Source organism: Bradyrhizobium sp. 23 (assembly GCF_023073295.1).
GTDB lineage: Bacteria > Pseudomonadota > Alphaproteobacteria > Rhizobiales > Xanthobacteraceae > Bradyrhizobium > Bradyrhizobium canariense_D.
Map to the genome: position 1 here is coordinate 382,624 of NZ_JADPJF010000151.1, position 23,261 is coordinate 405,884.

The window sequence follows — 23,261 nt, forward strand, 5'->3', positions numbered from 1 at the left end:
GACGAGGACGACGGTCCGCGCCAGATCCGTCGCGGCCCCGGCGGCGCTGCGCGGCCTGTGGTCGCTCCCAAGCCCACCCACAAGCCCGGCCCGCAGAAGGAGCGCGGCCGCCTGACGGTCGTCACCGCCTTCAATGCCGACGACGTCCGCGAGCGCTCGATCGCCTCGTTCCGCCGCCGCACCCAGCGCCTGAAGGGCCATGCCGCGAACGAGCCGAAGGAAAAGCTCATCCGCGAGGTGGTCATTCCGGAAGCGATCACCATCCAGGAGCTCGCCAACCGCATGTCGGAGCGCGCGGTGGAAATCATCCGCATGCTGATGAAGCAGGGCGCGATCCACAAGATCACCGACGTGATCGATGCCGACACTGCGCAGCTGATCGCCGAGGAGCTTGGTCACACCGTCAAGCGCGTTGCCGCGTCCGACGTTGAAGAAGGCCTGTTCGACGCCATCGACGATTCGACCGACACCGAGCCGCGCTCGCCGGTGGTGACGGTGATGGGTCACGTCGACCACGGCAAGACCTCGCTGCTCGATGCGCTTCGTCATGCCAACGTGGTCTCCGGCGAAGCCGGCGGCATCACCCAGCATATCGGCGCCTATCAGGTGCTGTCGCCCGAAAGCGGCAAGAAGATCACCTTCATCGACACGCCCGGCCACGCCGCGTTCACCGCGATGCGCGCGCGCGGCGCCAAGGTGACCGACATCGTCGTGCTGGTGGTTGCGGCCGACGACGGCGTGATGCCGCAGACGATCGAAGCCATCAACCACGCCAAGGCGGCGCGGGTGCCGATCATTGTTGCCATCAACAAGATCGACAAGCCCGACGCCAAGCCCGAGCGCGTGCGCACCGAGCTGCTCCAGCACGAGGTGCAGGTCGAATCCTTCGGCGGCGAAGTCGTCGATGTCGAAGTGTCGGCGAAGAACAAGACGAATCTCGACAAGCTGCTCGAGATGATCGCGCTCCAGGCCGACATCCTCGACCTCAAGACCAATTCGGATCGTCCGGCCGAAGGCACCGTGATCGAAGCCAAGCTCGATCGTGGCCGCGGTCCGGTCGCGACCGTTCTGGTCCAGCGCGGCACGCTCCGTGTCGGTGACATCATCGTCGCCGGCGCCGAAATGGGCCGCGTCCGCGCGCTGATCTCGGATCAGGGCGAGACGGTGCAGGAGGCAGGTCCATCCGTGCCGGTCGAGGTGCTCGGCTTCAACGGTCCGCCGGAAGCCGGCGATCGTCTCGCCGTGGTCGAGAACGAAGCCCGCGCCCGCCAGGTCACCAGCTACCGCGCGCACCAGAAGCGCGAGAACGCGGCTGCCTCGATCTCCGGCATGCGCGGCTCGCTCGAGCAGATGATGTCGCAGTTGAAGACGGCGGGCCGCAAGGAATTCCCGCTGATCATCAAGGCCGACGTGCAGGGCTCGCTGGAAGCGATCCTCGGCTCGCTGGAGAAGCTCGGCACCGACGAAGTCGCCGCGCGCATCCTGCATGCGGGTGTCGGCGGCATCTCGGAATCGGACGTGACGCTCGCGGAGGGCTTCAACGCCGCGATCATCGGCTTCTCGGTTCGTGCGAACAAGGAGGCCGCTGCGGCCGCCAAGCGCAACGGCATCGAGATCCGCTACTACAACATCATCTACGACCTCGTGGACGACGTGAAGAAGGCCATGAGCGGCCTGCTCGCGCCGACCCTGCGGGAAACCATGCTCGGCAATGCCGCGATCCTGGAGATCTTCAACATCTCCAAGGTCGGCAAGGTCGCCGGCTGCCGCGTCACCGACGGCACCGTGGAACGCGGCGCCAACGTGCGCCTGATCCGCGACAACGTCGTCGTGCACGAAGGCAAGCTGTCGACGCTGAAGCGCTTCAAGGACGAAGTGAAGGAAGTCCAGTCCGGTCAGGAATGCGGCATGGCCTTCGAGAACTATCACGACATGCGCGCCGGTGACGTCATCGAGTGTTACCGCGTGGAGACGATCCAGCGCTCCCTGTAAGTCCAAATCTTACCGAAGCGCCTGGATCTTTTTTGAACTGAATTGCGGGAGTACGATGGCCGGATTTTTTCCGGCCATCCACCCCTCTTCGTTTCAGCAAGACAAATGACAATGCCCGTGTCCCAAAAGCGGGCATGACGAGGTGATTTTCAGACCATGCCCCGCCATCATCAAAAAAAGAGTTCCGCGTCTGGCGGCTCGCAACGTCAGTTGCGGGTCGGCGAGCAGGTTCGCCATGCGATAGCCGAGATTCTGGCGCAAGGCAGCGTGCATGATGCTGACCTCGAAGGTCACATCATCACCGTGCCGGAGGTGCGGATGTCGCCCGACCTGAAGCTCGCAACAGTCTACGTGATGCCGCTCGGTGGCCGCGACACCGAGATCGTCCTCGCTGCGCTCGAGCGCAACAAGAAATTCCTGCGCGGCGAGGTCGCGCGGCGCGTTAACTTGAAATTTGCACCTGACCTTCGCTTCCGCGTCGACGAACGATTCGACGAAGCGGAACGGATCGAGAAGCTTTTGCGAACACCCGCGGTGCAGAAGGACCTGGAACAGGATCCGGATACGGATCGGGAAGAAGAACGATGACGATGGACCCGGCTCACGGCACGATCGGCGGCGAAGAGGCCGATCAGCTCGACGTGCAGAAGAATAATTTTGCGGACATGAGCGGCAATTCTCAGCCCGCTCAAGAGCCGCGCCGCGTCAACAACGATCCGCGCGCCAACAAGCAGAAGGGCAACCAGCCGCGCCGCGACCGTCGCGACGTCCACGGCTGGGTCGTGCTCGACAAGCCGATCGGCATGACCTCGACGCAGGCCGTTGCCGTGCTCAAGCGCCTGTTCAACGCCAAACGCGCCGGCCATGCCGGCACGCTAGATCCGCTGGCCTCCGGCGGCCTGCCGATCGCGCTCGGCGAGGCCACCAAGACCGTCCCCTTCGTCATGGACGGCCGCAAGCGCTACCGGTTCACGGTGTGCTGGGGCGAGGAGCGCGACACCGACGACATCGAGGGCCGGGCGACCGCAACCTCGGACCAGCGCCCGACTCGGGAGGCCATCGAGGCCCTGCTGCCCCGTTTCACCGGGGTGATCCAGCAGATCCCGCCGCGCTATTCCGCGATCAAGGTCCAGGGCGAGCGCGCCTACGACCTCGCCCGCGACGGCGAGATCGTGGAACTGGCCTCGCGCCCGGTCGAGATTCACCGATTAAGCCTTGTAGATCAACCGGATAGCGACCGGGCCGTGTTCGAGGCCGAGTGCGGCAAGGGCACCTATGTCCGCGCGCTGGCCCGCGATATGGGCCGGATTCTCGGCACTTACGGCCATATCTGCGCACTGCGGCGGACCCTGGTCGGCCCATTTGGCGAGAACGACATGATTCCGCTGGATCAGCTGGAGGCTTTGTGCGATAGAGCCGCGTCCGGCGAGGGTAGCCTCGCCGACGCGCTTATGCCCGTTGAGACCGCGCTGGACGACATCCCGGCACTGGCCGTCACTCGGGCTGATGCGGCAAGGCTCCATCGGGGCCAGGCCGTTTTGTTGCGCGGACGGGATGCGCCCACTTGTAGCGGCACAGTCTATGTCACGGTGGCAGGCCGGCTTCTCGCGCTTGCCGAAGTCGGCAATGGCGAAATCATCCCCAAGCGTGTGTTCAACCTGACCGGCCTGACTGCCAGCGCCGATCGCAACGAGAGAAATTGACGATGTCGATTGCCGCAGAACGCAAAGCGGAAGTCATCAAGACGAATGCCAACAAGGCCGGCGATACCGGCTCGCCAGAGGTTCAGGTCGCGATCCTGTCGGAACGCATCGCCAACCTCACCAACCATTTCAAGACCCACGTGAAGGACAATCATTCGCGTCGCGGTCTCTTGAAGCTGGTCTCGACCCGCCGCTCGCTCCTCGACTATGTGAAGAAGAAGGACGAGGCGCGCTACAAGGCGCTGCTCGAGAAGCACAACATTCGTCGTTAAGAGTTCTTGCGCGCGCCAACCGGCGCGCGTTTTCGCGCGTGATTTCGAACGAAAGCGTTTGTTTAAAGGTTTTTCGTCGAGGCTGCGTGCGCGTCGGATGCGAGCCGTTGACGGCGAGCATCCGGGCATGATGGGCGAACACCGCGCTTCGGTGTTCGCGTTCGTGCCGACTGACAGTCCAGCAGCAATCCGGCGGCTGGGCACAACGGGCAAGGCGCCCGTATGACCCGAAGGGATGGACGCCATCCGAAATCCAAAAACCATGGCAGGATCGCAGGACGCTGATCGCCCGCTTCGATCAACGTCCCGCAATCTTGCGCATGGTTTTTGTTTTTCGACCCGTCCTTCTTTCGAGAACCCATGAAAGAAGACCTCTATGTTCAATAAGCATTCAGTCGAGATCGACTGGGGTGGACGCCCTCTCAAGCTTGAAACCGGCAAGATCGCCCGCCAGGCCGACGGCGCCGTCGTCGCGACCTACGGCGAGACCGTGGTGCTCGCCACCGTCGTTGCCGCGAAGTCACCGCGTGAAGGCGTCGACTTCCTGCCACTGACCGTCGACTACCAGGAGAAGACCTACGCAGCCGGCCGCATTCCCGGTGGCTATTTCAAGCGCGAGGGTCGTCCGACCGAGAAGGAAACGCTGGTCTCCCGCCTGATCGACCGTCCGATCCGTCCGCTGTTCGTCGACGGCTGGCGCAACGAGACCCAGGTGATCGTGACCGTGCTCTCGCACGATATGGAGAACGATCCCGATATCGTCGCGCTGGTGGCCTCATCGGCTGCGCTGACCCTGTCGGGCGCTCCCTTCAAGGGCCCGATCGGCGCCGCGCGCGTCGGCTTCGCCAATGACGAGTTCATCCTCAACCCGACGCTCGACGAGATGGTCGACACTCAGCTCGACCTCGTCGTCGCCGGCACTGCGGACGCCGTGCTGATGGTGGAATCGGAAGCCAAGGAGCTGAACGAAGAGATCATGCTCGGCGCCGTGATGTTCGGTCACCGCCACTTCCAGCCGGTGATCAACGCGATCATCGAGCTCGCCGAAAAGGCCGCGAAGGAGCCGCGCGAGGTCACCGCGATCGACAATTCGGCGCTCGAAAAGGAAATGCTCGGCATGGTCGAGCAGGAACTGCGCGCCGCCTACGCCATTCCGGTCAAGCAGGATCGCTACGCCGCGGTCGGCAAGGTCAAGGAAAAGGTGATCGCGCACTACTTCCCGGAAGGCCAAGAGCCGAAATACGACAAGCTGCGCATCGGCGGCGTGTTCAAGGAGCTCGAAGCCAAGATCGTTCGCTGGAACATTCTCGACACCGGCAAGCGCATCGACGGCCGCGATTCCAAGACCGTGCGCAACATCGTCGCCGAAGTCGGCGTGCTGCCCCGCGCCCACGGTTCGGCGCTGTTCACCCGCGGCGAGACCCAGGCGCTGGTCGTGACCACGCTCGGCACCGGCGAGGACGAGCAGTACATCGACGCGCTGTCGGGAACGTACAAAGAGACGTTCCTGCTGCACTACAATTTCCCTCCCTACTCGGTCGGTGAGACCGGCCGCCTCGGCGGTACCAAGCGCCGCGAGATCGGCCACGGCAAGCTCGCCTGGCGTGCGATCCACCCGGTGCTGCCGCCGCACCACGAATTCCCCTACACCACGCGCGTGGTGTCGGAGATCACCGAATCCAACGGCTCCTCGTCGATGGCATCGGTCTGCGGCGCCTCGCTCGCGCTGATGGACGCCGGCGTGCCGTTGAAGCGGCCGACCGCGGGCATCGCAATGGGCCTGATCCTCGAAGACAAGCGCTTCGCGGTTCTCTCGGACATCCTCGGTGACGAGGACCATCTCGGCGACATGGACTTCAAGGTCGCCGGTACCGAGCAGGGCATCACCTCGCTCCAGATGGACATCAAGATCGAGGGCATCACCGAGGAGATCATGAAGGTCGCGCTCGGTCAGGCTAAGGATGGGCGTATCTACATCCTCGGCGAGATGTCGAAGGCGCTCACCAACGCCCGCGCCGAGCTCGGCGAATACGCGCCGCGCATCGAGACCTTCAAGATCGCCACCGACAAGATCCGCGAAGTGATCGGCACCGGCGGCAAGGTGATCCGCGAGATCGTCGAGAAGACCGGCGCCAAGGTCAACATCGAGGACGACGGCACCGTGAAGGTCGCCTCCAGCGACGGCGAGGCGATGAAGGCCGCGATCAAGTGGATCAAGTCGATCGCCTCCGATCCGGAAGTCGGCCAGATCTATGACGGCACCGTCGTCAAGGTGATGGAGTTCGGCGCTTTCGTGAACTTCTTCGGCTCCAAGGACGGCCTTGTCCACATCAGCCAGCTCGCCTCGGCGCGAGTGCAGAAGACCTCCGACGTCGTCAAGGAAGGCGACAAGGTCAAGGTCAAGCTGCTCGGCTTCGACGACCGCGGCAAGACCCGCCTGTCGATGAAGGTGGTCGACCAGGAGACCGGCGAAGACCTCGAGGGCAAGGGCGAGAGCCAGCAGCCCGCGCGCGAAGCGGCCGGCGAGTAAATCTCGCTACCTGCCAGAAACACGAAGGGCGGCCTCGCGGCCGCCCTTTTTGTTTGTCGCTTGCCGAACTTTGGAATCAGGCCGCGATGTCGTAGCGATCGAGGTTCATCACCTTGGTCCAGGCCTTGGCGAAGTCCTTGACGAACTGCTCTTTGGAATCCGACGTGGCATAGACCTCTGCGTAGGCGCGAAGCTGCGAGTGTGCGCCGAAGATCAGGTCGACGCGCGTGCCGGTCCACTTGACCGCGTTGGTCTTGCGGTCGCGGGCCTCATAGGTGCCGTCGGTGCCGGCCGGCGTCCACTGCGTGCTCATGTCGAGCAGGTTGACGAAGAAGTCGTTGCTCAGCGTTCCCACCTTCGAGGTGAGGACGCCGTTCTTCGAACCGTTCGCATTGGCACCGAGCACGCGCAGACCGCCGACGAGCACCGTCATCTCCGGGCCGGTAAGCCGGAGCAGCTGCGCACGATCGACCAGAGCCTCCTCGGGCATCATGAACTGCTGCCGCTTGCCGATGAAGTTGCGGAAGCCATCGGCCCGCGGCTCCAGCGGAGCAAACGAAGCGGCGTCGGTCTGCTCCTGCGAGGCATCCATGCGGCCCGGCGTGAAGCCGACCTTGACGTCGACGCCGGCATCCTTGGCGGCCTTCTCGACCGCGGCGGTGCCGCCGAGCACGATGAGGTCCGCCAGCGAGACCTTCTTCGCACCGGATGACGCGTTGAAGTCCTTCTGGATCGCTTCGAGCTTGCCCAGGACCTTCGAGAGCTGAGCCGGCTCGTTCACTTCCCAATCCTTCTGCGGGGCGAGGCGGATACGCGCGCCGTTGGCGCCGCCGCGCTTGTCCGAGCCGCGGAACGTCGAGGCCGACGCCCAGGCGGTCGAGACCAGCTCCGAGACCGACAGACCCGAGGCCAGGATCTTGGTCTTCAGCGAGGCGATATCCTGCTCGCTGGCCAGCTCGTGATTCACAGCAGGGATCGGATCCTGCCAGATCAGGGTTTCCTTCGGCACCAGCGGACCGAGATAGCGCACCACCGGACCCATGTCGCGATGGGTGAGCTTGAACCAGGCACGGGCGAAGGCGTCCGCGAACTGATCGGGATTCTCGAGGAAGCGGCGCGAGATCTTCTCATAGGCCGGATCCATACGCAGCGAGAGGTCGGTCGTCAGCATCGTCGGCCGATGCTTCTTGGACTTGTCGAAGGCATCGGGAATGATCGCCTCGGCGCCCTTGGCCGTCCACTGCTGCGCACCGCCCGGGCTCTTAGTCAGCTCCCATTCGTACTTGAACAGGTTCTCGAAGAAGTTGTTGCTCCACTTCGTCGGCGTCGTGGTCCAGGTCACCTCGAGACCGCTGGTGATGGAATCGCCGCCAATGCCCGACGCGTGCTTGCTCTTCCAGCCGAGGCCCTGATCTTCGAGCGCGCCCGCTTCCGGCTCCGGTCCGACCAGCGACGGATCGCCGGCGCCGTGGGTCTTGCCGAAGGTGTGGCCGCCGGCGATCAGTGCGACGGTTTCCTCGTCGTTCATCGCCATGCGGAAAAAGGTCTCGCGAATGTCCTTGGCCGCGGCGATCGGATCCGGCTTGCCGTTCGGGCCTTCCGGATTGACGTAGATGAGGCCCATCTGCACCGCGCCGAGCGGCTCGGCGAGCTGGCGTTCGCCGCTGTAGCGCTCATCGCCCAGCCAGGTGCCTTCCGGACCCCAATAGAGCTCTTCCGGCTCCCAGACGTCGACGCGGCCGCCGGCAAAGCCAAAGGTCTTGAAGCCCATCGACTCCAGCGCGACGTTGCCCGCCAGCACCATCAGATCGGCCCAGGAAATCTTGCGGCCGTATTTCTGCTTGATCGGCCAGAGCAGACGGCGTGCCTTGTCGAGATTTGCGTTATCGGGCCAGCTGTTGAGCGGCGCGAAACGCTGCTGTCCGGCGCCGGCGCCACCGCGACCGTCGGTGGTGCGGTAGGTGCCCGCGCTGTGCCAGGCCATGCGGATCATGAGGCCGCCGTAGTGACCGAAGTCGGCGGGCCACCATTCCTGCGATTCCGTCATCAGAGCGGTCAGGTCCTTGATGACCGCGTTCAGGTCGAGCGACTTGAATTCCTTGGCGTAGTCGAAGTCCTTGTCCATCGGGTCGGACTTGGCGGAATTCTTGTGCAGCATCTCGATGCTGAGCTGGGTCGGCCACCAATCGCGGTTCGCCGGCACACGTTTTCCACCCGAAAACGGGCACTTTGAAGTGTCGTCCATGAATACCTCCTCTGGTGGCGTCGAACTCGCGCCTTTGACCAGGTAGAAACACTCTAAGCTTCACGTTCGATCAGGGGAAGTTGACTTTAATGATCGCAGCGATAAGATTTTCTGATGCTAAACCTCACGCTGCGCCAGCTCCGGTATTTCGACGCCCTGGCCCGTCACAGTCATTTCGGCCGCGCGGCTGAGTCCTGCTCGATCTCGCAGCCTGCCCTGTCGATGCAGATCAAGGAGCTGGAGGAGGCGCTCGGCGGTCTGCTGCTGGAGCGCAGCGCCCGGCAGGTGGCGCTGACCCGATTTGGCGAGGAGCTCGCGCAGCGCGTCCGCGACATCTTGCGCTCGGTCGACGAGCTCGGCGATTTCGCCCGCGCCTCGCAGGACCGGTTCTCCGGACGGCTGCGCATCGGCATGATTCCGACGATCGCGCCCTATCTGCTGCCGACGATCACCAAGAATCTGACGCGCATGCATCCGGAGCTCGACATCCGCGTGCGCGAGACGATGACGCCGCGGCTGATTCAGGAACTGGTGGAGGGTCGGCTCGATACCGCCATCGTGGCGCTGCCGGTGTCCGAGCCCTCGCTCACCGAGGTCGCCCTGTTCGAGGAAAAATTCCTGCTGGTGCGGCCGAGTGCGGATGAGGGAACGCCGGCACCGTCGCGGGAGATGATGCGCGAGATGCGGCTGCTGTTGCTCGAAGAGGGGCACTGCTTCCGCGATCAGGCGCTGTCATTCTGCAACATGCAATCGGCGCCGCCACGCGAGATGCTGGATGCCAATTCGCTGTCGACGCTGGTCCAGATGGTCAGCGCCGGCATCGGCGTCACGTTGATCCCCGAGATGGCGGTGTCAGTTGAGACGCGATCGGCCTCGGTCTCGCTCGCGCGCTTCCGCGACCCGCAGCCGTCGCGCACCATCGGCATGGTCTGGCGCAAGACCAGCCCGCTGGCGCGGCAACTCCTGCAAATCTCCGAGGTGGTGTGCCTGTCGGCGGGCAAGGTGCGCGCACGTCCATCCGTGCGCAGCAAGCCAACCTGAGGCCTCGATGTCGCATCCCATCATTCGCCCAGCCCGCGCGGACGAATACGACGAGATCGGCCGTATCTGGATGGAGAGCTGGGTCTCGACCGGCCTCGGCGAGACGAGCGACTTCCTGCTGGCAAACCTGCGTGCACGGATCCGGCGCGAGACCGAGGACGGCTGGAGCCTGTTCGTCGCCGACGACGACGGCACGATCGCCGCGATGCTGGCGCTGCATTTGCCAAAACTCTATCTCGACATGCTGTTCGTCGCGCCCGCCTATCAGGGCCAATCGCTCGGCCGCCAATTGCTTGGCTTCACGCGCACACAAATGCCCGACGAGATGTCTCTGCGCTGCATCCGCGAGAACGAAAAAGCCTGGCGCTGGTACGAGCGCGAGGGCTTTGTGTTCGAGAAAGAAGAGGTCGAGCCGTCGAACGGATTCATGATGAAGTATTATCGGTGGCGGCGGCAGCGACCCGCCGGATAGGCAGTGGTCGCCTGGTGCAGCTTGCGGTTGTCACGGTTCCAATTTACTGTGGCGTATCCGCCGTCCTCCTGCCCCCTGATCTCCCGGAATCGATGCTTCGAATTGCTGTCTCGCTGATCGCGTTGCTGTCCCTGCTCACCACGGCGGCCGCGCAAACCCCTCCCGCAACCACCGCGCCTCCCGCTCAGACGGCGGCGCCAGCCAAGAAGGCAGTCAAGAAGGCGGCGCCGAAGGCCAAACCGGCTGCACAACAGCCAGTTGCGGCGGAGAGCGGCCCCTGTCAGATCGGCGTCATTTCCGCGATCGGAGACCAGTTCTCGGTGCAACATGTCGGCCTCACGATGTTCGGCAACGAGTATATGGAGGCGCCGATCGAGACGTGGGGTATCGATGATCTGTTCGTCGCGAGGGTTCGCGCCACGGCTCCCGGCACGGCTGTCCGAAAGGTCGCTTACGCAAGCGGAGCCTTCAGGCCGTACTATCATCCGGAAGCGAAACTGTTCCGCAATGACCGCGACGACCTGACGGCGCTGGTGCGGCAGATCGCCGGAGCTGCAAATTGCGAACGCTACGTCGTAGCCACGAAAGCCCGCGTTTCGGTGGATGGCACCAATCAATCAATCGAGGGCCTCGGGGTCTACAAGAATTGGGCGAGCCCTTCCGGGCGCGGCGTCGTGGTTTCCTATTTCCGCATAAACGTTTTTGACGGACGGACTTTCGACATCCATCGGGCGCCTACCCGCAGCTTCGGCGATGTGATTGCTTCGAGTTTCTCCAACAAGAACGACAATATGCAAATCCTCAACAATCTCGAATTTCCCAAGACCCCTGAACAGGTGACCAGCAGTGCATTGCTGCGTGACAGCACACGCAGCCTGCTCACGGCCCAGCTGGACAGGTATCTACCCGCGTATATCAAGGGCGAGTAAGCGCCTTTGCCGAGGGGACGCGACAAAGACTATCGCTCGTCCGCTTCCTGCGGCTGGGCTGCATTTGACGTTTTGGCCCGGCTCGTCGTCCTTGCGGCCGTCGCGTGGTGCTTTTCGACATCTGCTTGGGCGCAGACCAAATTGGTACCACCAGGGGCGGAAACGGCAGGATCAGCCGTCAAGCAAAGCAACAACAAGACGACCACGCGGCGTGAAGCGACGGGCAAACCCGCTCCCGTGGTCGGCGGCCCGTGCGACTTCGGTGTCGTCGTCACCACCGGCGATGAGTTCACCGTGCTGACGACCGGCCTGACCGTATTTCAGCACAAGAAGACGGTCGTCCCGATCCCGGGCTGGGGACTCAATGATCTGATCTTCGCGCGGATTCGCGCCACGATCCCTGCCGGCGTGTCCGTTCTGAGAATCCCCTACAACCCGGCGAAATTTCCTCCCCGCGATGAGTCCAAGGACACATTGAAGGACAGGTTGTTCCGCGATCTCAATGCGGAGCTGGCCCAATACATGCGCGACGTCGTGAAAGGAACGAATTGCCGGCACTACATCCAGATCCTCAATTCAATCAGCCCTTTCGGGTCATCCAACTATACGGTCCGCGGCTTCGGCATCCTCAACCATGATGTGGTGCTCGGGCGTCGCATCTATCTCTACGCCCTGGCGTTTGTCCGCATCTTCGATGGGCGCGACTTCTCCGTTGTCAGACAGAGTTCTGCGCTGATCAACACGCATCATTCCCTTATGGTGCAGAGGCTCCTGGGCGTGCAAATCGGCGGCCCCTATCGCGAACTACCCGCAGAATCGTTTCCAACCCGCCCTGAAGATGCCGCCGACAATCCCGCACTGCGCGACGACGTGCGTGCCATGCTGACGGAAAGCCTCGACAAGACGCTGCCGCTGCTGATCGGGGTTCAACGAGCGGCGCGCAACAGCGACGCGCGCTGATCGACACGTCCTTCGCAGCAGGAACTGGTCTCGATTATTGAGAAATCGTGGGCACGTCGCTTGCGCGCCTTTGCCCACTCTACGAGAGCTAATCCTGCGCCTTCAAATCGTCCGGCCGCGGCATCAGGACGGTGTTGTAGCCGGAATCGACATAGTGGATCTCGCCGGTCACGCCGCCGGAGAGATCCGACAACAGATACAGCGCCGAGCCGCCGAGCTCGTCGAGCGTCACGCCCCGGCGGAGCGGCGAATGTTTTTGCATGAAGGCGAACATCGCGCGCGCCTCGCCGATGCCGGAGCCGGCGAGCGTGCGGATCGGGCCGGCGGAGATCGCGTTGACGCGGATGCCGCGCGGTCCGAAATCCGAGGCGAGATAGCGCACCGAGGCTTCCAGCGCCGCCTTGGCCACGCCCATCACGTTGTAGTTCGGCATCGCGCGTTCCGAGGCGCCGAAGGTCAGCGTGATCATGCTGCCGCCCTCCGTCATCAGCTCGGCGGCGCGTTTTGCCACTTCCGTGAAGGAGAAGCAGGAGATCACCATGGTGCGCGAAAAATTCTCGCGGCTGGTGTCGGCGTAGCGACCCTTGAGCTCGTTCTTGTCGGCGAAGCCGATCGCGTGGATCACGAAATCCAGCCGGCCCCACTTTTCGCGCAAGGCCGTGAATGTGGCGTCGACGCTGGCGATGTCCTCGACGTCGCAGGGCAGCACCATGTCGACGCCAAGCTGCTCCGCCAGCGGCTTAACACGCTTGCCCAGCGCCTCGCCCTGGAAGGTGAAGGCAAGCTCGGCGCCGTGGGCATGCAGCGTCTTCGCCATGCCCCAGGCGATCGAATGATCATTGGCGATGCCCATGATCAGACCGCGCTTGCCTTTCATTAAACCTTCCATTGCCTGATAGCTCCCATTATTCCGGCGTCATCGCCCGCCTTGCGCGCACTTGCGCACTGGGGCAGGCGATCCAGTATTTCGAGGCGATTACTGCAAATCGAGAAGTTGCGGCGTGCTGGATGCCCGCCTTCGCGGGGCATGACAGCGTGCCAAAATTACGCATCCAGCCGGCTGAACACCAGCGTGGCGTTGGTGCCGCCGAAGCCGAAGGAGTTCGACAGCACGGTGCCGATTTTGACGTTGTCGATGCGCTTGCGCACGATCGGCATGTCGGCGAACACGGGGTCGAGCTCCTGGATGTGGGCGCTCTCGCAGATGAAACCATTGTTCATCATCAGCAGCGAATAGATCGCTTCCTGCACGCCGGTTGCGCCCAGGGAGTGACCGGTCAGCGCCTTGGTCGCCGAGATCGGCGGGCACTTCTCGCCGCTTCCGAACACCCTGCGGAGTGCGTCGATCTCCGGCGGATCGCCGGCCGGGGTCGATGTCGCGTGCGGATTGATGTAGTCGACCTTGGTCTTCACGGTCGACATCGCCATGCGCATGCAGCGCTCGGCGCCCTCACCTGATGGTGCGACCATGTCGTAGCCGTCGGACGTCGCGCCATAGCCGACGATCTCGCCGTAAATGCGTGCGCCCCGCGCCTTGGCATGCTCGAGCTCTTCCAGCACCAGCACGCCGGCTCCGCCGGCAATCACGAAGCCGTCGCGGTTGACGTCGTAGGGACGGGAGGCCGTCGCAGGCGTGTCGTTGTACTTCGAGGACATCGCGCCCATGGCGTCGAACAGCACCGACAGCGACCAGTCCAGCTCCTCGCAGCCGCCGGCGAAGATGACGTCCTGCTTGCCGATCTGGATCGTTTCATAGGCATTGCCGACGCAATGGTTCGACGTCGCGCAGGCCGACGAGATAGAATAGTTCACGCCCTTGATCTTGAACCAGGTCGCAAGCGTTGCGGAGGCCGTGGAGGACATCGCCTTCGGCACTGCAAACGGCCCGACACGCTTCGGTCCCTTGGTGCGGGTGATGTCGGCGGCTTCGACGATGGTGCGCGCCGACGGACCGCCGGAGCCCATGATGATGCCGGTGCGAATATTGGAAATTTCGTCGGGCGAAAGACCGGAATCCTGGATCGCCTGTTCCATCGCGACGTGATTCCACGCCGCGCCCTGACCGAGGAAACGCATGGCGCGGCGGTCGACCACCGTCGAAGGATCGAGCGTCGGCGCACCCTGCACCTGGGAGCGGAAGCCGAGCTCGGCATATTTTTCAGCCCGCGAAATGCCCGACTTCGCCTCGTGAAGGCTCGCAAGCACCTCCTGGGTGTTGTTTCCGATGGAGGAGACAATGCCCATCCCGGTGACCACAACCCGCCTCATGACAGCCTCGCCTCAATCGTTGTCTTCGTGGTGATGCGCTCAGCCCAGGCTCGTGCCCTGCTTGAACAGGCCGACCTTCAAATCCTTTGCGCGATAGATAATCTGGTCATCCACCGAAAGCCATCCGTCGGCGATACCGAGCACCAGCTTTGAACGCATCACGCGCTTGATATCGATGTTGTACACAACCTTGCGGGCCTCCGGCAGCACCTGGCCGCTGAACTTCAGCTCGTTCAGGCCAAGCGCGCGACCGCGACCTTCACCGCCGCTCCAGCCCAGATAAAAGCCGACCATTTGCCACAGCGCATCGAGCCCGAGGCAGCCGGGCATCACCGGATCGTTCTTGAAGTGGCAGCCGAAGAACCAGAGGTCGGGCTTCACGTCGAGCTCGGCGCGCACCACCCCCTTGCCGAATTCGCCGCCGGTCTCGCTGATGTCCGTGATGCGGTCGAACATCAGCATCGGCGGCAGCGGCAATTGCGCATTGCCAGGGCCGAACATCTCGCCGCGGGCACATGCCAGCAGATCTTCATATTCGTAACCGTTGCGCCTGTTCAGCATGCGGAAGCCTTTGTGTTCAAACCCCGATTGAGCGGCGTTTCCGGCGAAAATGGGCCCCATCCTGTTCGAAAGGCGACATCTGTTGCCATTGTCAGACGAGAATACCGAAGGACCCTGGATGGATAGCGAGCGGCCCTCAATGCCGGGTCGCGCCAAAATGGGTTAAGCGGAACCGCGGGCTCTCTAACACAGGCCATTTCGGGTAGCAAAGCGCTCTCATGAAGGTAAAATGACGGGCCGCCACCCCGGTTCCCTGCCTGATTAGAACCGCTCTAGTTGCGAGAAACTTGCATCTGCATCTATCTCTCCATATATGTTGGGCAACGACAGTGTTCACGCGTGCCCGAAGCTGGAAATGAACGAAAATAACGCGCCCCATCGCGACGAAGAGGCCCATGCGGCGGCTCTTATGTCCGGCCGCCAGCCGGCGTTGACCGGCTGCCCGTGGCACGACGTCAACGAAATGCTCCAGTCCGCAGGGCTTCGCCCCACGCGCCAGCGCATGGCGCTCGGCTGGCTCCTGTTCGGCAAGGGTGCACGTCACCTCACGGCTGAAATGCTTTACGAGGAAGCGACGCTGGCCAAGGTGCCGGTCTCGCTGGCGACCGTCTACAACACGCTGAACCAGCTCACCGATGCCGGTCTGCTGCGTCAGGTCAGCGTCGACGGCACCAAGACCTATTTCGACACCAACGTCACGACCCACCATCACTACTACCTCGAGAACAGCCATGAGCTGGTCGACATCGAGGATCCGCATCTGGCGCTGTCCAAGATGCCTGAGGTGCCCGCGGGTTACGAGATCGCCCGCATCGACATGGTCGTACGGTTGCGCAAGAAGCGCTGAGATCTATCCTGAACTGCTGATTTGATCGTCATGGCCGGGCTTGTCCCGGCTATCCACGTTATTCGGTCAGGCGTCGAAAAATGCGTGGATGCCCGGGCATGACGGTGGAGCAACAGTTCCGCTCCCGCCCAGATCAATTCACCTGCTCGTCCGAGTAGACGCCCCAGAGGCGCTCCTGCTGGATCCAGCCGTCAAAGCCGTTACCGCTGACGCGGCACCAGTTTGCAGTGCACTTCTTCACCTGGGTGACGACACCGGCCTGGAGCCTGGCCGCAACCGCGCTCTCGGGATCGGCGCGGTCGTAGATCGGCGCGAGCTCGTCCTTGTGCTTCATGGTGACGACAGCAGTACGGCGGCCCGACAGCAGCGAGTGATAGACCCAACCCTCGGCGCCCTCGGAATCGCGGACCCGGCGCCAGTTCTCGAACTCGGCGGTGATTTCGACCGGCAGGCCGGAACGGGTGTAGACCCAGGCGACGTCGTTGTCCTTGGTCGGGCCGGCGCGGACGTTGACGTGATCCGATTTCAGGCTGACGTAGCGCGGCACCGGGAGGCCTGAGGCCGTCTGAGGGGTGTTGTCCTTTGCCGAATGCCCGGGACTGACCGAAGCGCTCAACCAGGTGCAAACGAGCGCCATCACCGAACAAAAACGCCCCAACGCCATCAACCCGTCTCCTGTCGAAGGTCCGGCCGAGCCGGTCCCTCGCCCTAAATTCCCAAACCAGGCCGCTGTCGCCCCTGACCCCGCCCCACGCGGGTGTTCCCGAGCCCTTTACCCGTGGTTCTTGTCTTGGCCCGGCCTTCTGCTAGAGAGGACGGACATCTGAACAACCGGTTTGTCCCGATTTTCCGGCCGGAAATGTCGGGAGAGCTTGAAGGAAACGCCGGGGACGACACGGCAAGCGCAGTGTCGAACAACCGGGTTAATGAGGCCTCAACGGCCGGCCTTTGGCGACAGAGGCGGCTCGCAACGCCTCATGAGGGCAGGACATGTCGGTGAAGAAAAAGCCCCTCGTCGTGGTGACGCGCAAGCTTCCGGATTCGATCGAGACCCGGATGCGCGAGCTGTTCGACGCGCGGATCAATCTCGACGACACGCCGATGTCGCCCGAGCAGATCGCGGAAGCCGCCCGTACCGCCGACGTGCTGGTCCCAACCGTGACCGACCACATCTCCGCCGACATCGTCAACCAGCCCGACTGCAGGTTGAAACTGATCGCGAATTTCGGCAACGGCGTCGACAACATCGATGTCGAGGCCGCGCATGCCCGCGGCATCACCGTCACCAACACGCCGAAAGTTCTGACCGAAGACACCGCCGACATGACCATGGCGCTGATCCTCGCCGTGCCCAGGCGGATGATCGAAGGCGCCTCGATCCTGACGGAAGGAAAACCCTGGCCGGGCTGGTCGCCGACCTGGATGCTCGGCCATCGCATCGGCGGAAAGCGCCTTGGCATCATCGGCATGGGCCGCATCGGCCAGGCGGTCGCACGCCGCGCCCGCGCCTTCGGCTTGCAGATCCACTACCACAATCGTCGGCCGGTGGCGCCGAAGATCGCCGAAGAGCTGGGCGCGACCTATTGGGAAAGCCTCGACCAGATGCTGGCACGGATGGACATCATCTCGGTGAACTGTCCGCACACGCCGGCGACCTACCATCTGCTGTCGGCGCGCCGGCTGAAGCTTATTCGCAAGGACGCCTACATCGTCAACACCGCGCGCGGCGGGGTCACCGACGAGGACACGCTGATCAAGCTGATCGAAGGCGGCGAGATCGGCGGCGCCGGCCTCGATGTCTATGAGCACGAGCCCGCGGTGAACCCGAAGCTGGTGCGGCTCGCCAAGGCCGGCAAGGTGACGTTGCTGCCGCATATGGGCTCGGCCACGATCGAGGGCCGCGTCGAGATGGGCGAGAAGGTGATCATCAACATCCGAACCTTCCTCGATGCGCACAAGCCGCCGGATCGCGTGCTGCCGAGCATGCTGTGAGGTCTATTTGCTGCGTGTTTCGCGCTTGCGCCAGTCGGCAACGAAATCGATAAAGGCCCGCAGCGCCGGCGGCGTTTGTCGCCGGCTTGGATAGTACAGGAACGGCCCGGGAAACGGCTCGCACCAATCCTGAATCAGACTGACGAGCGCGCCGGACTTCAGGGCTTCGCCGACATAACCATCAAGCGTCGCCCAGATGCCGGCGCCGTCGAGCGCGGCGCGCATGGAAAGGCCCATGTTGGTCGAGATCAGCTTTGCCGGCGGATCGACCTTCACCAGCTGGCCGGCCTTCTCGAACTCCCAATCGTGCATGACACCGCTGGAGTAGCGGGCGCGGATGCAATTATGGTCGAGCAGATCCTTCGGATGCTCCGGCTTGCCGCGGCGCGCGAGGTAATCGGGCGAAGCGACTACGACATAGCTCTGCGGGCCGCTGAGCGAGATCGCGACCATGTCCTGCGCGAGATGCTCGCCATAACGTACGCCGGCATCGAAGCCCGCGCTGACGATATCGACAAACCCGCTCTCGGAAACGATCTCGAGGTCGACCTGCGGATAGGCCTTAAGGAACGGCCCGATCATGGGGGCCAGCACGAGATCGACCGCGGGTGGCGGCGCGTTAATGCGCAGCCGGCCCGAGGCCATCTCGCGCAGGCCCCGGACCTGATCGAGGGCCTCGCCGACATCGCGCAGCGCCGGAGCCACGCGCGACAGCAGCAGCTCGCCCGCCTCGGTCAGGGCGACGCTGCGGGTGGTGCGGTTCATCAGGCGGACGCCGAGGCGCTCCTCCAGGTCCCGCAATCGCTGGCTAAGGCTCGACACCGACACGCGAATATCGATCGCCGCGCGCCGGAAATTGCGGGTGCGGGCGACCGCCATGAAGACGTCGAGATCACGCAGGTCGGGCTCAGCCATTGTTCGTTAATGTGAACAAGCCATTCTCGATTGTCCAGCTTATCGGCGCAATCGATCAAGCGCATATCAGGCCTCGTCACGCGGCGCAGTCAGCGCCTTTTCGAGGAGAGCCATCATGGAACAGCGCAAACTCGGTTCGACCGGTCCCACCGTCTCCGCTCTCGGTCTCGGGTGCATGGGCATGTCCGAGGTCTACGGCCCCGCCGATCGCGGCGAGAGCATCGCCACGATCCACGCCGCACTGGATGCCGGCATTACCCTGGTCGACACCGGCGATTTCTACGCCATGGGCCACAATGAAATGCTGGTGCGCGAAGCGCTCAAGGAGGTGCCGCGCGACAAGGTGCAGATCAGTGTCAAGTTCGGTGCGCTGCGCGGTCCTGCCGGCGAATTCACCGGCATGGACACGAGGCCGGCCGCAACGAGGAACTTCCTAGCCTATTCGCTGCAGCGGCTCGGCACCGACTACATCGACGTCTACCGTCCGGCGCGGCTCGATCCCAACATTCCGATCGAGGAGACCATCGGCGGCATCGCCGATCTCGTGAAGGCCGGCTACATCAAACATATCGGCCTGTCCGAGGTCGGCTCCGCCACCATCCGCCGCGCGCATGCCGTGCACCCGATCGCCGATCTCCAGATCGAATATTCGCTGATCGAGCGTGGCATCGAACGCGACATCCTGACGACCTGCCGCGAGCTCGGCATCGGCATCACGGCTTACGGCGTGTTGGCGCGCGGCCTCATCAGCGGCCATTGGTCGAAGGACTCCGGCAAGACAGGCAAGGACTACCGGCTGATGACGCCGCGCTTCCAGGGATCGAATCTCGATGCCAATCTCGCATTGGTGGAGCAGCTGCGCGCCATCTCCGCTGAGATTGGCGCGACGCCGGCACAGGTCGCGATCGCCTGGGTGGCGGCGCAAGGCAAGCAGATCGTGCCGCTGGTCGGCGCCCGCACCCGCAACCGCCTCACCGAAGCACTCGGCGCGGCCAAGGTCACGCTGACGCCGGCTCATCTCGCCGTGCTGGCAACGGCCTTCCCGCCCGATGTCGCTGCCGGCACGCGTTACGCCGCTGAGCAGATGGCGCATCTCGACAGCGAGAAGCCGGCCACAGCATAACGTCTGCAATCAAGTGCGATGGGCGCTGAGATCGGTGATCACAGGCCCATCGCCATTGAGCGGATTGGCGGGATCGCGCGCGTAACGCAGCGTCTCGAAGCGCATCGCGCGCGCATCGATCATCAGGAGGCGGCCGACGAGGCCGTCGCCAAAGCCGACGATCTCGCGGATCGCCTCCAGCGCCATCATCGAGCCCATCACGCCCGCGAGCGCGCCCATGACGCCGGCTTCCGCGCACGCCGGCACGGTCCCGGGCGGCGGCGCTTCCGGGAATAGGCAGCGATAGGTCGGATTGAATTCGCCCTGCTCGTTTGTCTCATGCGCGCGGATGGTGGTCAGCGAGCCATCGAAGGTGCCGAGCGCCGCCGTGATCAGCGGCCTCTTGGCGAAGAAGCAGGCGTCCGAGGCCAGATAGCGGGTCGAGAAATTGTCGGAGCCGTCGAGCACGAGGTCATAGTCCCCGATCAGCGACAGCGCATTGTCGGCATTGAGCCAGGTGGCGTGACCGACGAAGCGGACATGCGGGTTGAGCGCCGAGATCCGTTCGGCCGCGCTCTCGACCTTGTGCCGGCCGATATCGGGCGTGGTGTGAATGACCTGGCGCTGGAGGTTCGACAGCGACACCACGTCGTCATCGACCACGCCGAGCGTACCGATGCCGGCGGCCGCCAGATACATCAAAGCGGGCGCACCGAGCCCGCCGGCGCCGATCACCAGCACGGAGGCCCGCTTCAGCGCAGCCTGGCCGGGGCCACCGACATCGCGCAGCACGATATGGCGGGCATAACGTTCGAGTTCGTCCGGGCTCAGCATCGTTATCCTTCCAGATCCTCTCCTCATGGTGAGGAGGCGCGAAGCGCCGTCTCGAACCATGCAGGCCCCGCTGCGGCTGCACGGCCTTCATCCTTCGAGACGCCGCTTACGCGGCTCCTCAGGATGAGGAGCTAGACCTCTCCTGCCGGTCTGAACCACCGCAACATTGTTCGCGACCAACGAGATGTGCTTCAATGGCATTGCGTTCAATGGGCGGGCTGGATTTGTCATGAGATCGATGCTTGCGGCAACACTGATGTTTGCGGCTGCGACAGGCGCGAACGCCCAGATGACGACACCGCAGCTTCCCGGCACCAAGCCGAAGCCGGTCCAGACCGTTCCGATCCGGCCTCCTGCATTGCAGACGCCGGCTGCGACGGCCGATGCCATGGCGCAGGCGGAGCGGCTGTCGCTGCAGTCCGACCTCGCCTGGGTCGGCCAGTATAACGGCGCCATCACCGGCGACGTCAGCGCGCGCCTGGTCGAGGCCATCAAGGAGTATCAGAAGGCCAAGGGCGGCAAGGCGACCGGCGTGCTCAATCCGCAGGAACGCGCAGCGCTCGCCGAGACCGCGCGCCGCAAACAGGACAGCGTCGGCTGGAAGATCGTGACGGAAATGACCAGCGGCGCGCGGCTCGGCATTCCCTCAAAGCTGGTGCCGCAGCAGGCGACCGACGCCAACGGCTCGAAATGGACCTCGCCCACTGGCACGGTGCAGGTTCTGCTCAGCCGCCGCAAGGAGGCGAACCCGACCACAGCCAAGCTTGCCGAAGCGGAGAAGAAAGAGCCGGGTCGCAAGGTCGACTACACCGTGGTAAAGCCCGACTTCTTCGTGCTGTCGGGTCTGCAGGGCCTGAAGAAATTCTATTTGCGCGGCACCTCCAGGGGTGACGAGGTCCGCATCATGACGATCCTCTACGATCAGGCGACCGAGAACACGGTCGAGCCGGTCGTGATCGCGATGTCGAGCGCCTTCAACGCGTTTCCGTCGGGGCCACAGGCGGGGCCGCCGCCACGCAAGACCGTCGAATATGGCACCGGCATTGTCGTCAGCGACGATGGCGCGATCCTCACGGACCGCCTCGTCACTGATAGCTGCCTCGCGATCACGATCGCCGGCTATGGCAGCGCCGACCGTCTCGCCGAGGACCGGGAACACGACCTCGCGCTGCTGCATATTTACGGCGCCCGCGGCCTGGAGCCCCTCAACCTCGCGGCCGGCGCAGCGAAGACGAGTGTCGATGTCATCGGTATCGCGGATCCGCAGAGCCAGGGCGGAGCCGCGGGTGTGTCGAGCCTCAAGGCTACGCTGGCATCCGTCGGTGGTGGCGATTCCCCACTCTCACCGCCACCGTCTGTCGGCTTCTCCGGCAGCCCCGCCATCGACGGCGACGGCAAGTTCGCCGGCATCGCACTATTGAAGCCGGCGATGGTTGCGGGCCCCGCGACGTCGGTGCCGGCGTCGCAGGCGGTGATGGTCTCCGCGGAGACGGTGCGCGATTTCCTGAAGGCGAACGGTGTCGCGGCGAACGGAACGTCCACAGATGCGAAAGCCGCTGTCGTGCGCGTGATCTGCGTGCGCAAGTAGCTCTCGTGTCCCGGGCGCGGTGCGGCATGAAATGCGCGCCGCTGAAGAAGCGCTGCGCTGCGTCCGGGGCATGAGACCTAGCTCAGCCTGAACCTGATCCCGGCCTTCGCAAGACCACCCGAGATCCCGACCGGCGTGCCGTCCGCACGCCAGCAAGCGGCGCCACTCATGGTGCCGTCGTCGTGGAAGGCGATACCATTCATGCCGCCGGCGACTGCCGCGACAGGCTGCACCTTGTGGCCGAGCTCCGCGAGCTTCGCGCGCACGCTCTCCGGCACCCTCTGCTCGACCTCAAGCGCATTGCCTTCGGTCCAGACCCGCGGCGCCTCGACTGCTTCCTGCAAGCTCATACCGTGGTCGATCAGATTGAGCAGCGCCTGCATCGCGCTCGGGAAGATTCGTTTTCCGCCGGGCAAGCCGAGCGCATAGCGCAACTTTCCATCACGGAGTGCCATCATCGGCGACATCGAGGTCGTCACCCGCTTGCCCGGCGCCAGCGACAGGGCGTGGCCTGGACGCGGATCGAACAGGTTCATGTAGTTGTTGGCGATGGCGCCCAGGCCCGGGATCATGATCTTGGCGCCGAACAGATTGTTGATGGTCTGCGTGGTCGCAACCACGTTGCCGAACGCATCCGCCGCCGTCATGTGCGTGGTGTGAGCGCCTTCAAGCTGCGACACGCCGGCGCCCCAGCTCTGCGCCCGTGCCGGATCGATCGCAGCGCGGCGCTCCTCGGCGTAGGCCTTCGAGGTCAGCCGCTCCACGGGGACGCCGACATAATCAGGATCGCCGCTGGCCGCGGCGCGGTCGGCGAATGCGATCTTCAGGACCTCGGCAAGATAGTGGATGGTCTCGGGCGTACCGAAGCCGAGGCCTTGGATGTCGTAGCCTTCCAGGATGTTCAGCATCTGTGCGATATGCACGCCGGAAGCCGCGGGCGGCGGCGGGCCAAAGATAGTCCAGCCGCGGTAATCGGCGCGGATCGGCTGCCGTTCGACGGGCTTGTAGCT

General features: G+C 63.9%; 21 protein-coding genes. 13 read left to right on the forward strand and 8 right to left on the reverse strand.

Annotation, left to right across the window (positions count from 1 at the left end):
* The 5 genes from infB to pnp form a co-directional block, all read left to right on the forward strand.
* Positions 1-1,992 (forward strand): translation initiation factor IF-2 (gene infB / locus IVB32_RS38845; RefSeq protein WP_247413083.1); only part of this gene is annotated, 1,992 nt, incomplete at its 5' end.
* Positions 1,993-2,148: 156 nt separating this feature from the next.
* The gene (gene rbfA / locus IVB32_RS38850) at positions 2,149-2,580 is read left to right on the forward strand and encodes a 30S ribosome-binding factor RbfA (RefSeq protein ID WP_026233028.1); all 432 of its coding nucleotides are present in this window, start codon (positions 2,149-2,151) and stop codon (positions 2,578-2,580) included.
* Positions 2,577-3,695, forward strand: coding sequence for a tRNA pseudouridine(55) synthase TruB (gene truB, locus IVB32_RS38855; RefSeq protein ID WP_018455796.1), 1,119 nt, complete (start codon positions 2,577-2,579; stop codon positions 3,693-3,695). Before rbfA ends, truB begins: the two co-directional genes overlap by 4 nt.
* Positions 3,696-3,697: 2 nt before the next feature.
* Positions 3,698-3,967 carry a 30S ribosomal protein S15 gene (gene rpsO, locus IVB32_RS38860; protein ID WP_007598346.1) on the forward strand — a complete coding sequence of 90 codons (270 nt, stop codon included), beginning with the start codon at positions 3,698-3,700 and terminating at the stop codon, positions 3,965-3,967.
* Between the two features lie 376 nt (positions 3,968-4,343).
* Positions 4,344-6,497, forward strand: coding sequence for a polyribonucleotide nucleotidyltransferase (gene pnp, locus IVB32_RS38865; protein ID WP_018455795.1), 2,154 nt, complete (start codon positions 4,344-4,346; stop codon positions 6,495-6,497).
* Between the two features lie 76 nt (positions 6,498-6,573).
* On the opposite strand, the gene katG is transcribed toward pnp, so the two are convergent.
* Positions 6,574-8,742 (reverse strand): catalase/peroxidase HPI, encoded by a 2,169-nt coding sequence (katG, locus tag IVB32_RS38870; protein WP_026233027.1) that lies wholly within the window; start codon positions 8,740-8,742, stop codon positions 6,574-6,576.
* Positions 8,743-8,856: 114 nt separating this feature from the next.
* On the opposite strand from katG, the gene IVB32_RS38875 reads away from it, so the two are divergent.
* From IVB32_RS38875 to IVB32_RS38890, 4 genes are all read left to right on the forward strand, one after another.
* Positions 8,857-9,783 (forward strand): hydrogen peroxide-inducible genes activator, encoded by a 927-nt coding sequence (locus IVB32_RS38875; protein ID WP_018455793.1) that lies wholly within the window; start codon positions 8,857-8,859, stop codon positions 9,781-9,783.
* A gap of 7 nt (positions 9,784-9,790) precedes the next feature.
* Positions 9,791-10,255, forward strand: a complete 465-nt coding sequence (locus tag IVB32_RS38880) for a GNAT family N-acetyltransferase (RefSeq protein ID WP_018455792.1) — start codon at positions 9,791-9,793, stop codon at positions 10,253-10,255.
* The gene (locus IVB32_RS38885; RefSeq protein WP_231189580.1) at positions 10,228-11,184 is read left to right on the forward strand and encodes a hypothetical protein; all 957 of its coding nucleotides are present in this window, start codon (positions 10,228-10,230) and stop codon (positions 11,182-11,184) included. The genes IVB32_RS38880 and IVB32_RS38885 overlap by 28 nt, the downstream gene beginning before the upstream one ends.
* Before the next feature lie 72 nt (positions 11,185-11,256).
* Positions 11,257-12,144, forward strand: coding sequence for a hypothetical protein (locus tag IVB32_RS38890; protein WP_240550533.1), 888 nt, complete (start codon positions 11,257-11,259; stop codon positions 12,142-12,144).
* Between the two features lie 88 nt (positions 12,145-12,232).
* Here IVB32_RS38890 and fabI read toward each other — a convergent pair whose 3' ends face one another.
* The 3 genes from fabI to fabA all read right to left on the reverse strand — a co-directional run bounded on the left by fabI (position 12,233) and on the right by fabA (position 14,973).
* Complete coding sequence (gene fabI, locus IVB32_RS38895; RefSeq protein WP_026233026.1) at positions 12,233-13,033, reverse strand: enoyl-ACP reductase FabI; 801 nt, start codon at positions 13,031-13,033, stop codon at positions 12,233-12,235.
* Between the two features lie 155 nt (positions 13,034-13,188).
* Positions 13,189-14,412 carry a beta-ketoacyl-ACP synthase I gene (gene fabB / locus IVB32_RS38900; protein ID WP_026233025.1) on the reverse strand — a complete coding sequence of 408 codons (1,224 nt, stop codon included), beginning with the start codon at positions 14,410-14,412 and terminating at the stop codon, positions 13,189-13,191.
* A gap of 39 nt (positions 14,413-14,451) precedes the next feature.
* Complete coding sequence (gene fabA / locus IVB32_RS38905) at positions 14,452-14,973, reverse strand: bifunctional 3-hydroxydecanoyl-ACP dehydratase/trans-2-decenoyl-ACP isomerase (RefSeq protein WP_007603915.1); 522 nt, start codon at positions 14,971-14,973, stop codon at positions 14,452-14,454.
* A gap of 355 nt (positions 14,974-15,328) precedes the next feature.
* On the opposite strand from fabA, the gene irrA reads away from it, so the two are divergent.
* Positions 15,329-15,820, forward strand: a complete 492-nt coding sequence (irrA, locus tag IVB32_RS38910) for an iron response transcriptional regulator IrrA (RefSeq protein WP_018455787.1) — start codon at positions 15,329-15,331, stop codon at positions 15,818-15,820.
* 133 nt (positions 15,821-15,953) lie between these two features.
* Here irrA and IVB32_RS38915 read toward each other — a convergent pair whose 3' ends face one another.
* Positions 15,954-16,484 carry an SH3 domain-containing protein gene (locus IVB32_RS38915; RefSeq protein WP_026233024.1) on the reverse strand — a complete coding sequence of 177 codons (531 nt, stop codon included), beginning with the start codon at positions 16,482-16,484 and terminating at the stop codon, positions 15,954-15,956.
* Positions 16,485-16,810: 326 nt separating this feature from the next.
* Here IVB32_RS38915 and IVB32_RS38920 point away from each other — a divergent pair, with 326 nt between their 5' ends.
* Positions 16,811-17,812 (forward strand): D-glycerate dehydrogenase, encoded by a 1,002-nt coding sequence (locus IVB32_RS38920; RefSeq protein WP_018455785.1) that lies wholly within the window; start codon positions 16,811-16,813, stop codon positions 17,810-17,812.
* Positions 17,813-17,815: 3 nt separating this feature from the next.
* Here the strand turns inward: IVB32_RS38920 and IVB32_RS38925 are convergent, their stop codons facing one another.
* Positions 17,816-18,727 (reverse strand): LysR family transcriptional regulator, encoded by a 912-nt coding sequence (locus tag IVB32_RS38925; RefSeq protein WP_247295885.1) that lies wholly within the window; start codon positions 18,725-18,727, stop codon positions 17,816-17,818.
* Positions 18,728-18,842: 115 nt separating this feature from the next.
* On the opposite strand from IVB32_RS38925, the gene IVB32_RS38930 reads away from it, so the two are divergent.
* Positions 18,843-19,850 (forward strand): aldo/keto reductase, encoded by a 1,008-nt coding sequence (locus IVB32_RS38930; RefSeq protein ID WP_018455783.1) that lies wholly within the window; start codon positions 18,843-18,845, stop codon positions 19,848-19,850.
* Positions 19,851-19,859: 9 nt separating this feature from the next.
* Here IVB32_RS38930 and moeB read toward each other — a convergent pair whose 3' ends face one another.
* On the reverse strand, positions 19,860-20,663 hold the full coding sequence (gene moeB, locus IVB32_RS38935) for a molybdopterin-synthase adenylyltransferase MoeB (protein WP_018455782.1): 804 nt from the start codon (positions 20,661-20,663) through the stop codon (positions 19,860-19,862).
* A gap of 229 nt (positions 20,664-20,892) precedes the next feature.
* On the opposite strand from moeB, the gene IVB32_RS38940 reads away from it, so the two are divergent.
* Positions 20,893-22,251: a serine protease gene (locus tag IVB32_RS38940; RefSeq protein WP_026233023.1), complete on the forward strand. Its 1,359-nt coding sequence runs from the start codon at positions 20,893-20,895 to the stop codon at positions 22,249-22,251.
* A gap of 77 nt (positions 22,252-22,328) precedes the next feature.
* Here the strand turns inward: IVB32_RS38940 and IVB32_RS38945 are convergent.
* A partial coding sequence (locus tag IVB32_RS38945) for a gamma-glutamyltransferase (protein ID WP_247413084.1) occupies positions 22,329-23,261 on the reverse strand: 933 nt, incomplete at its 5' end.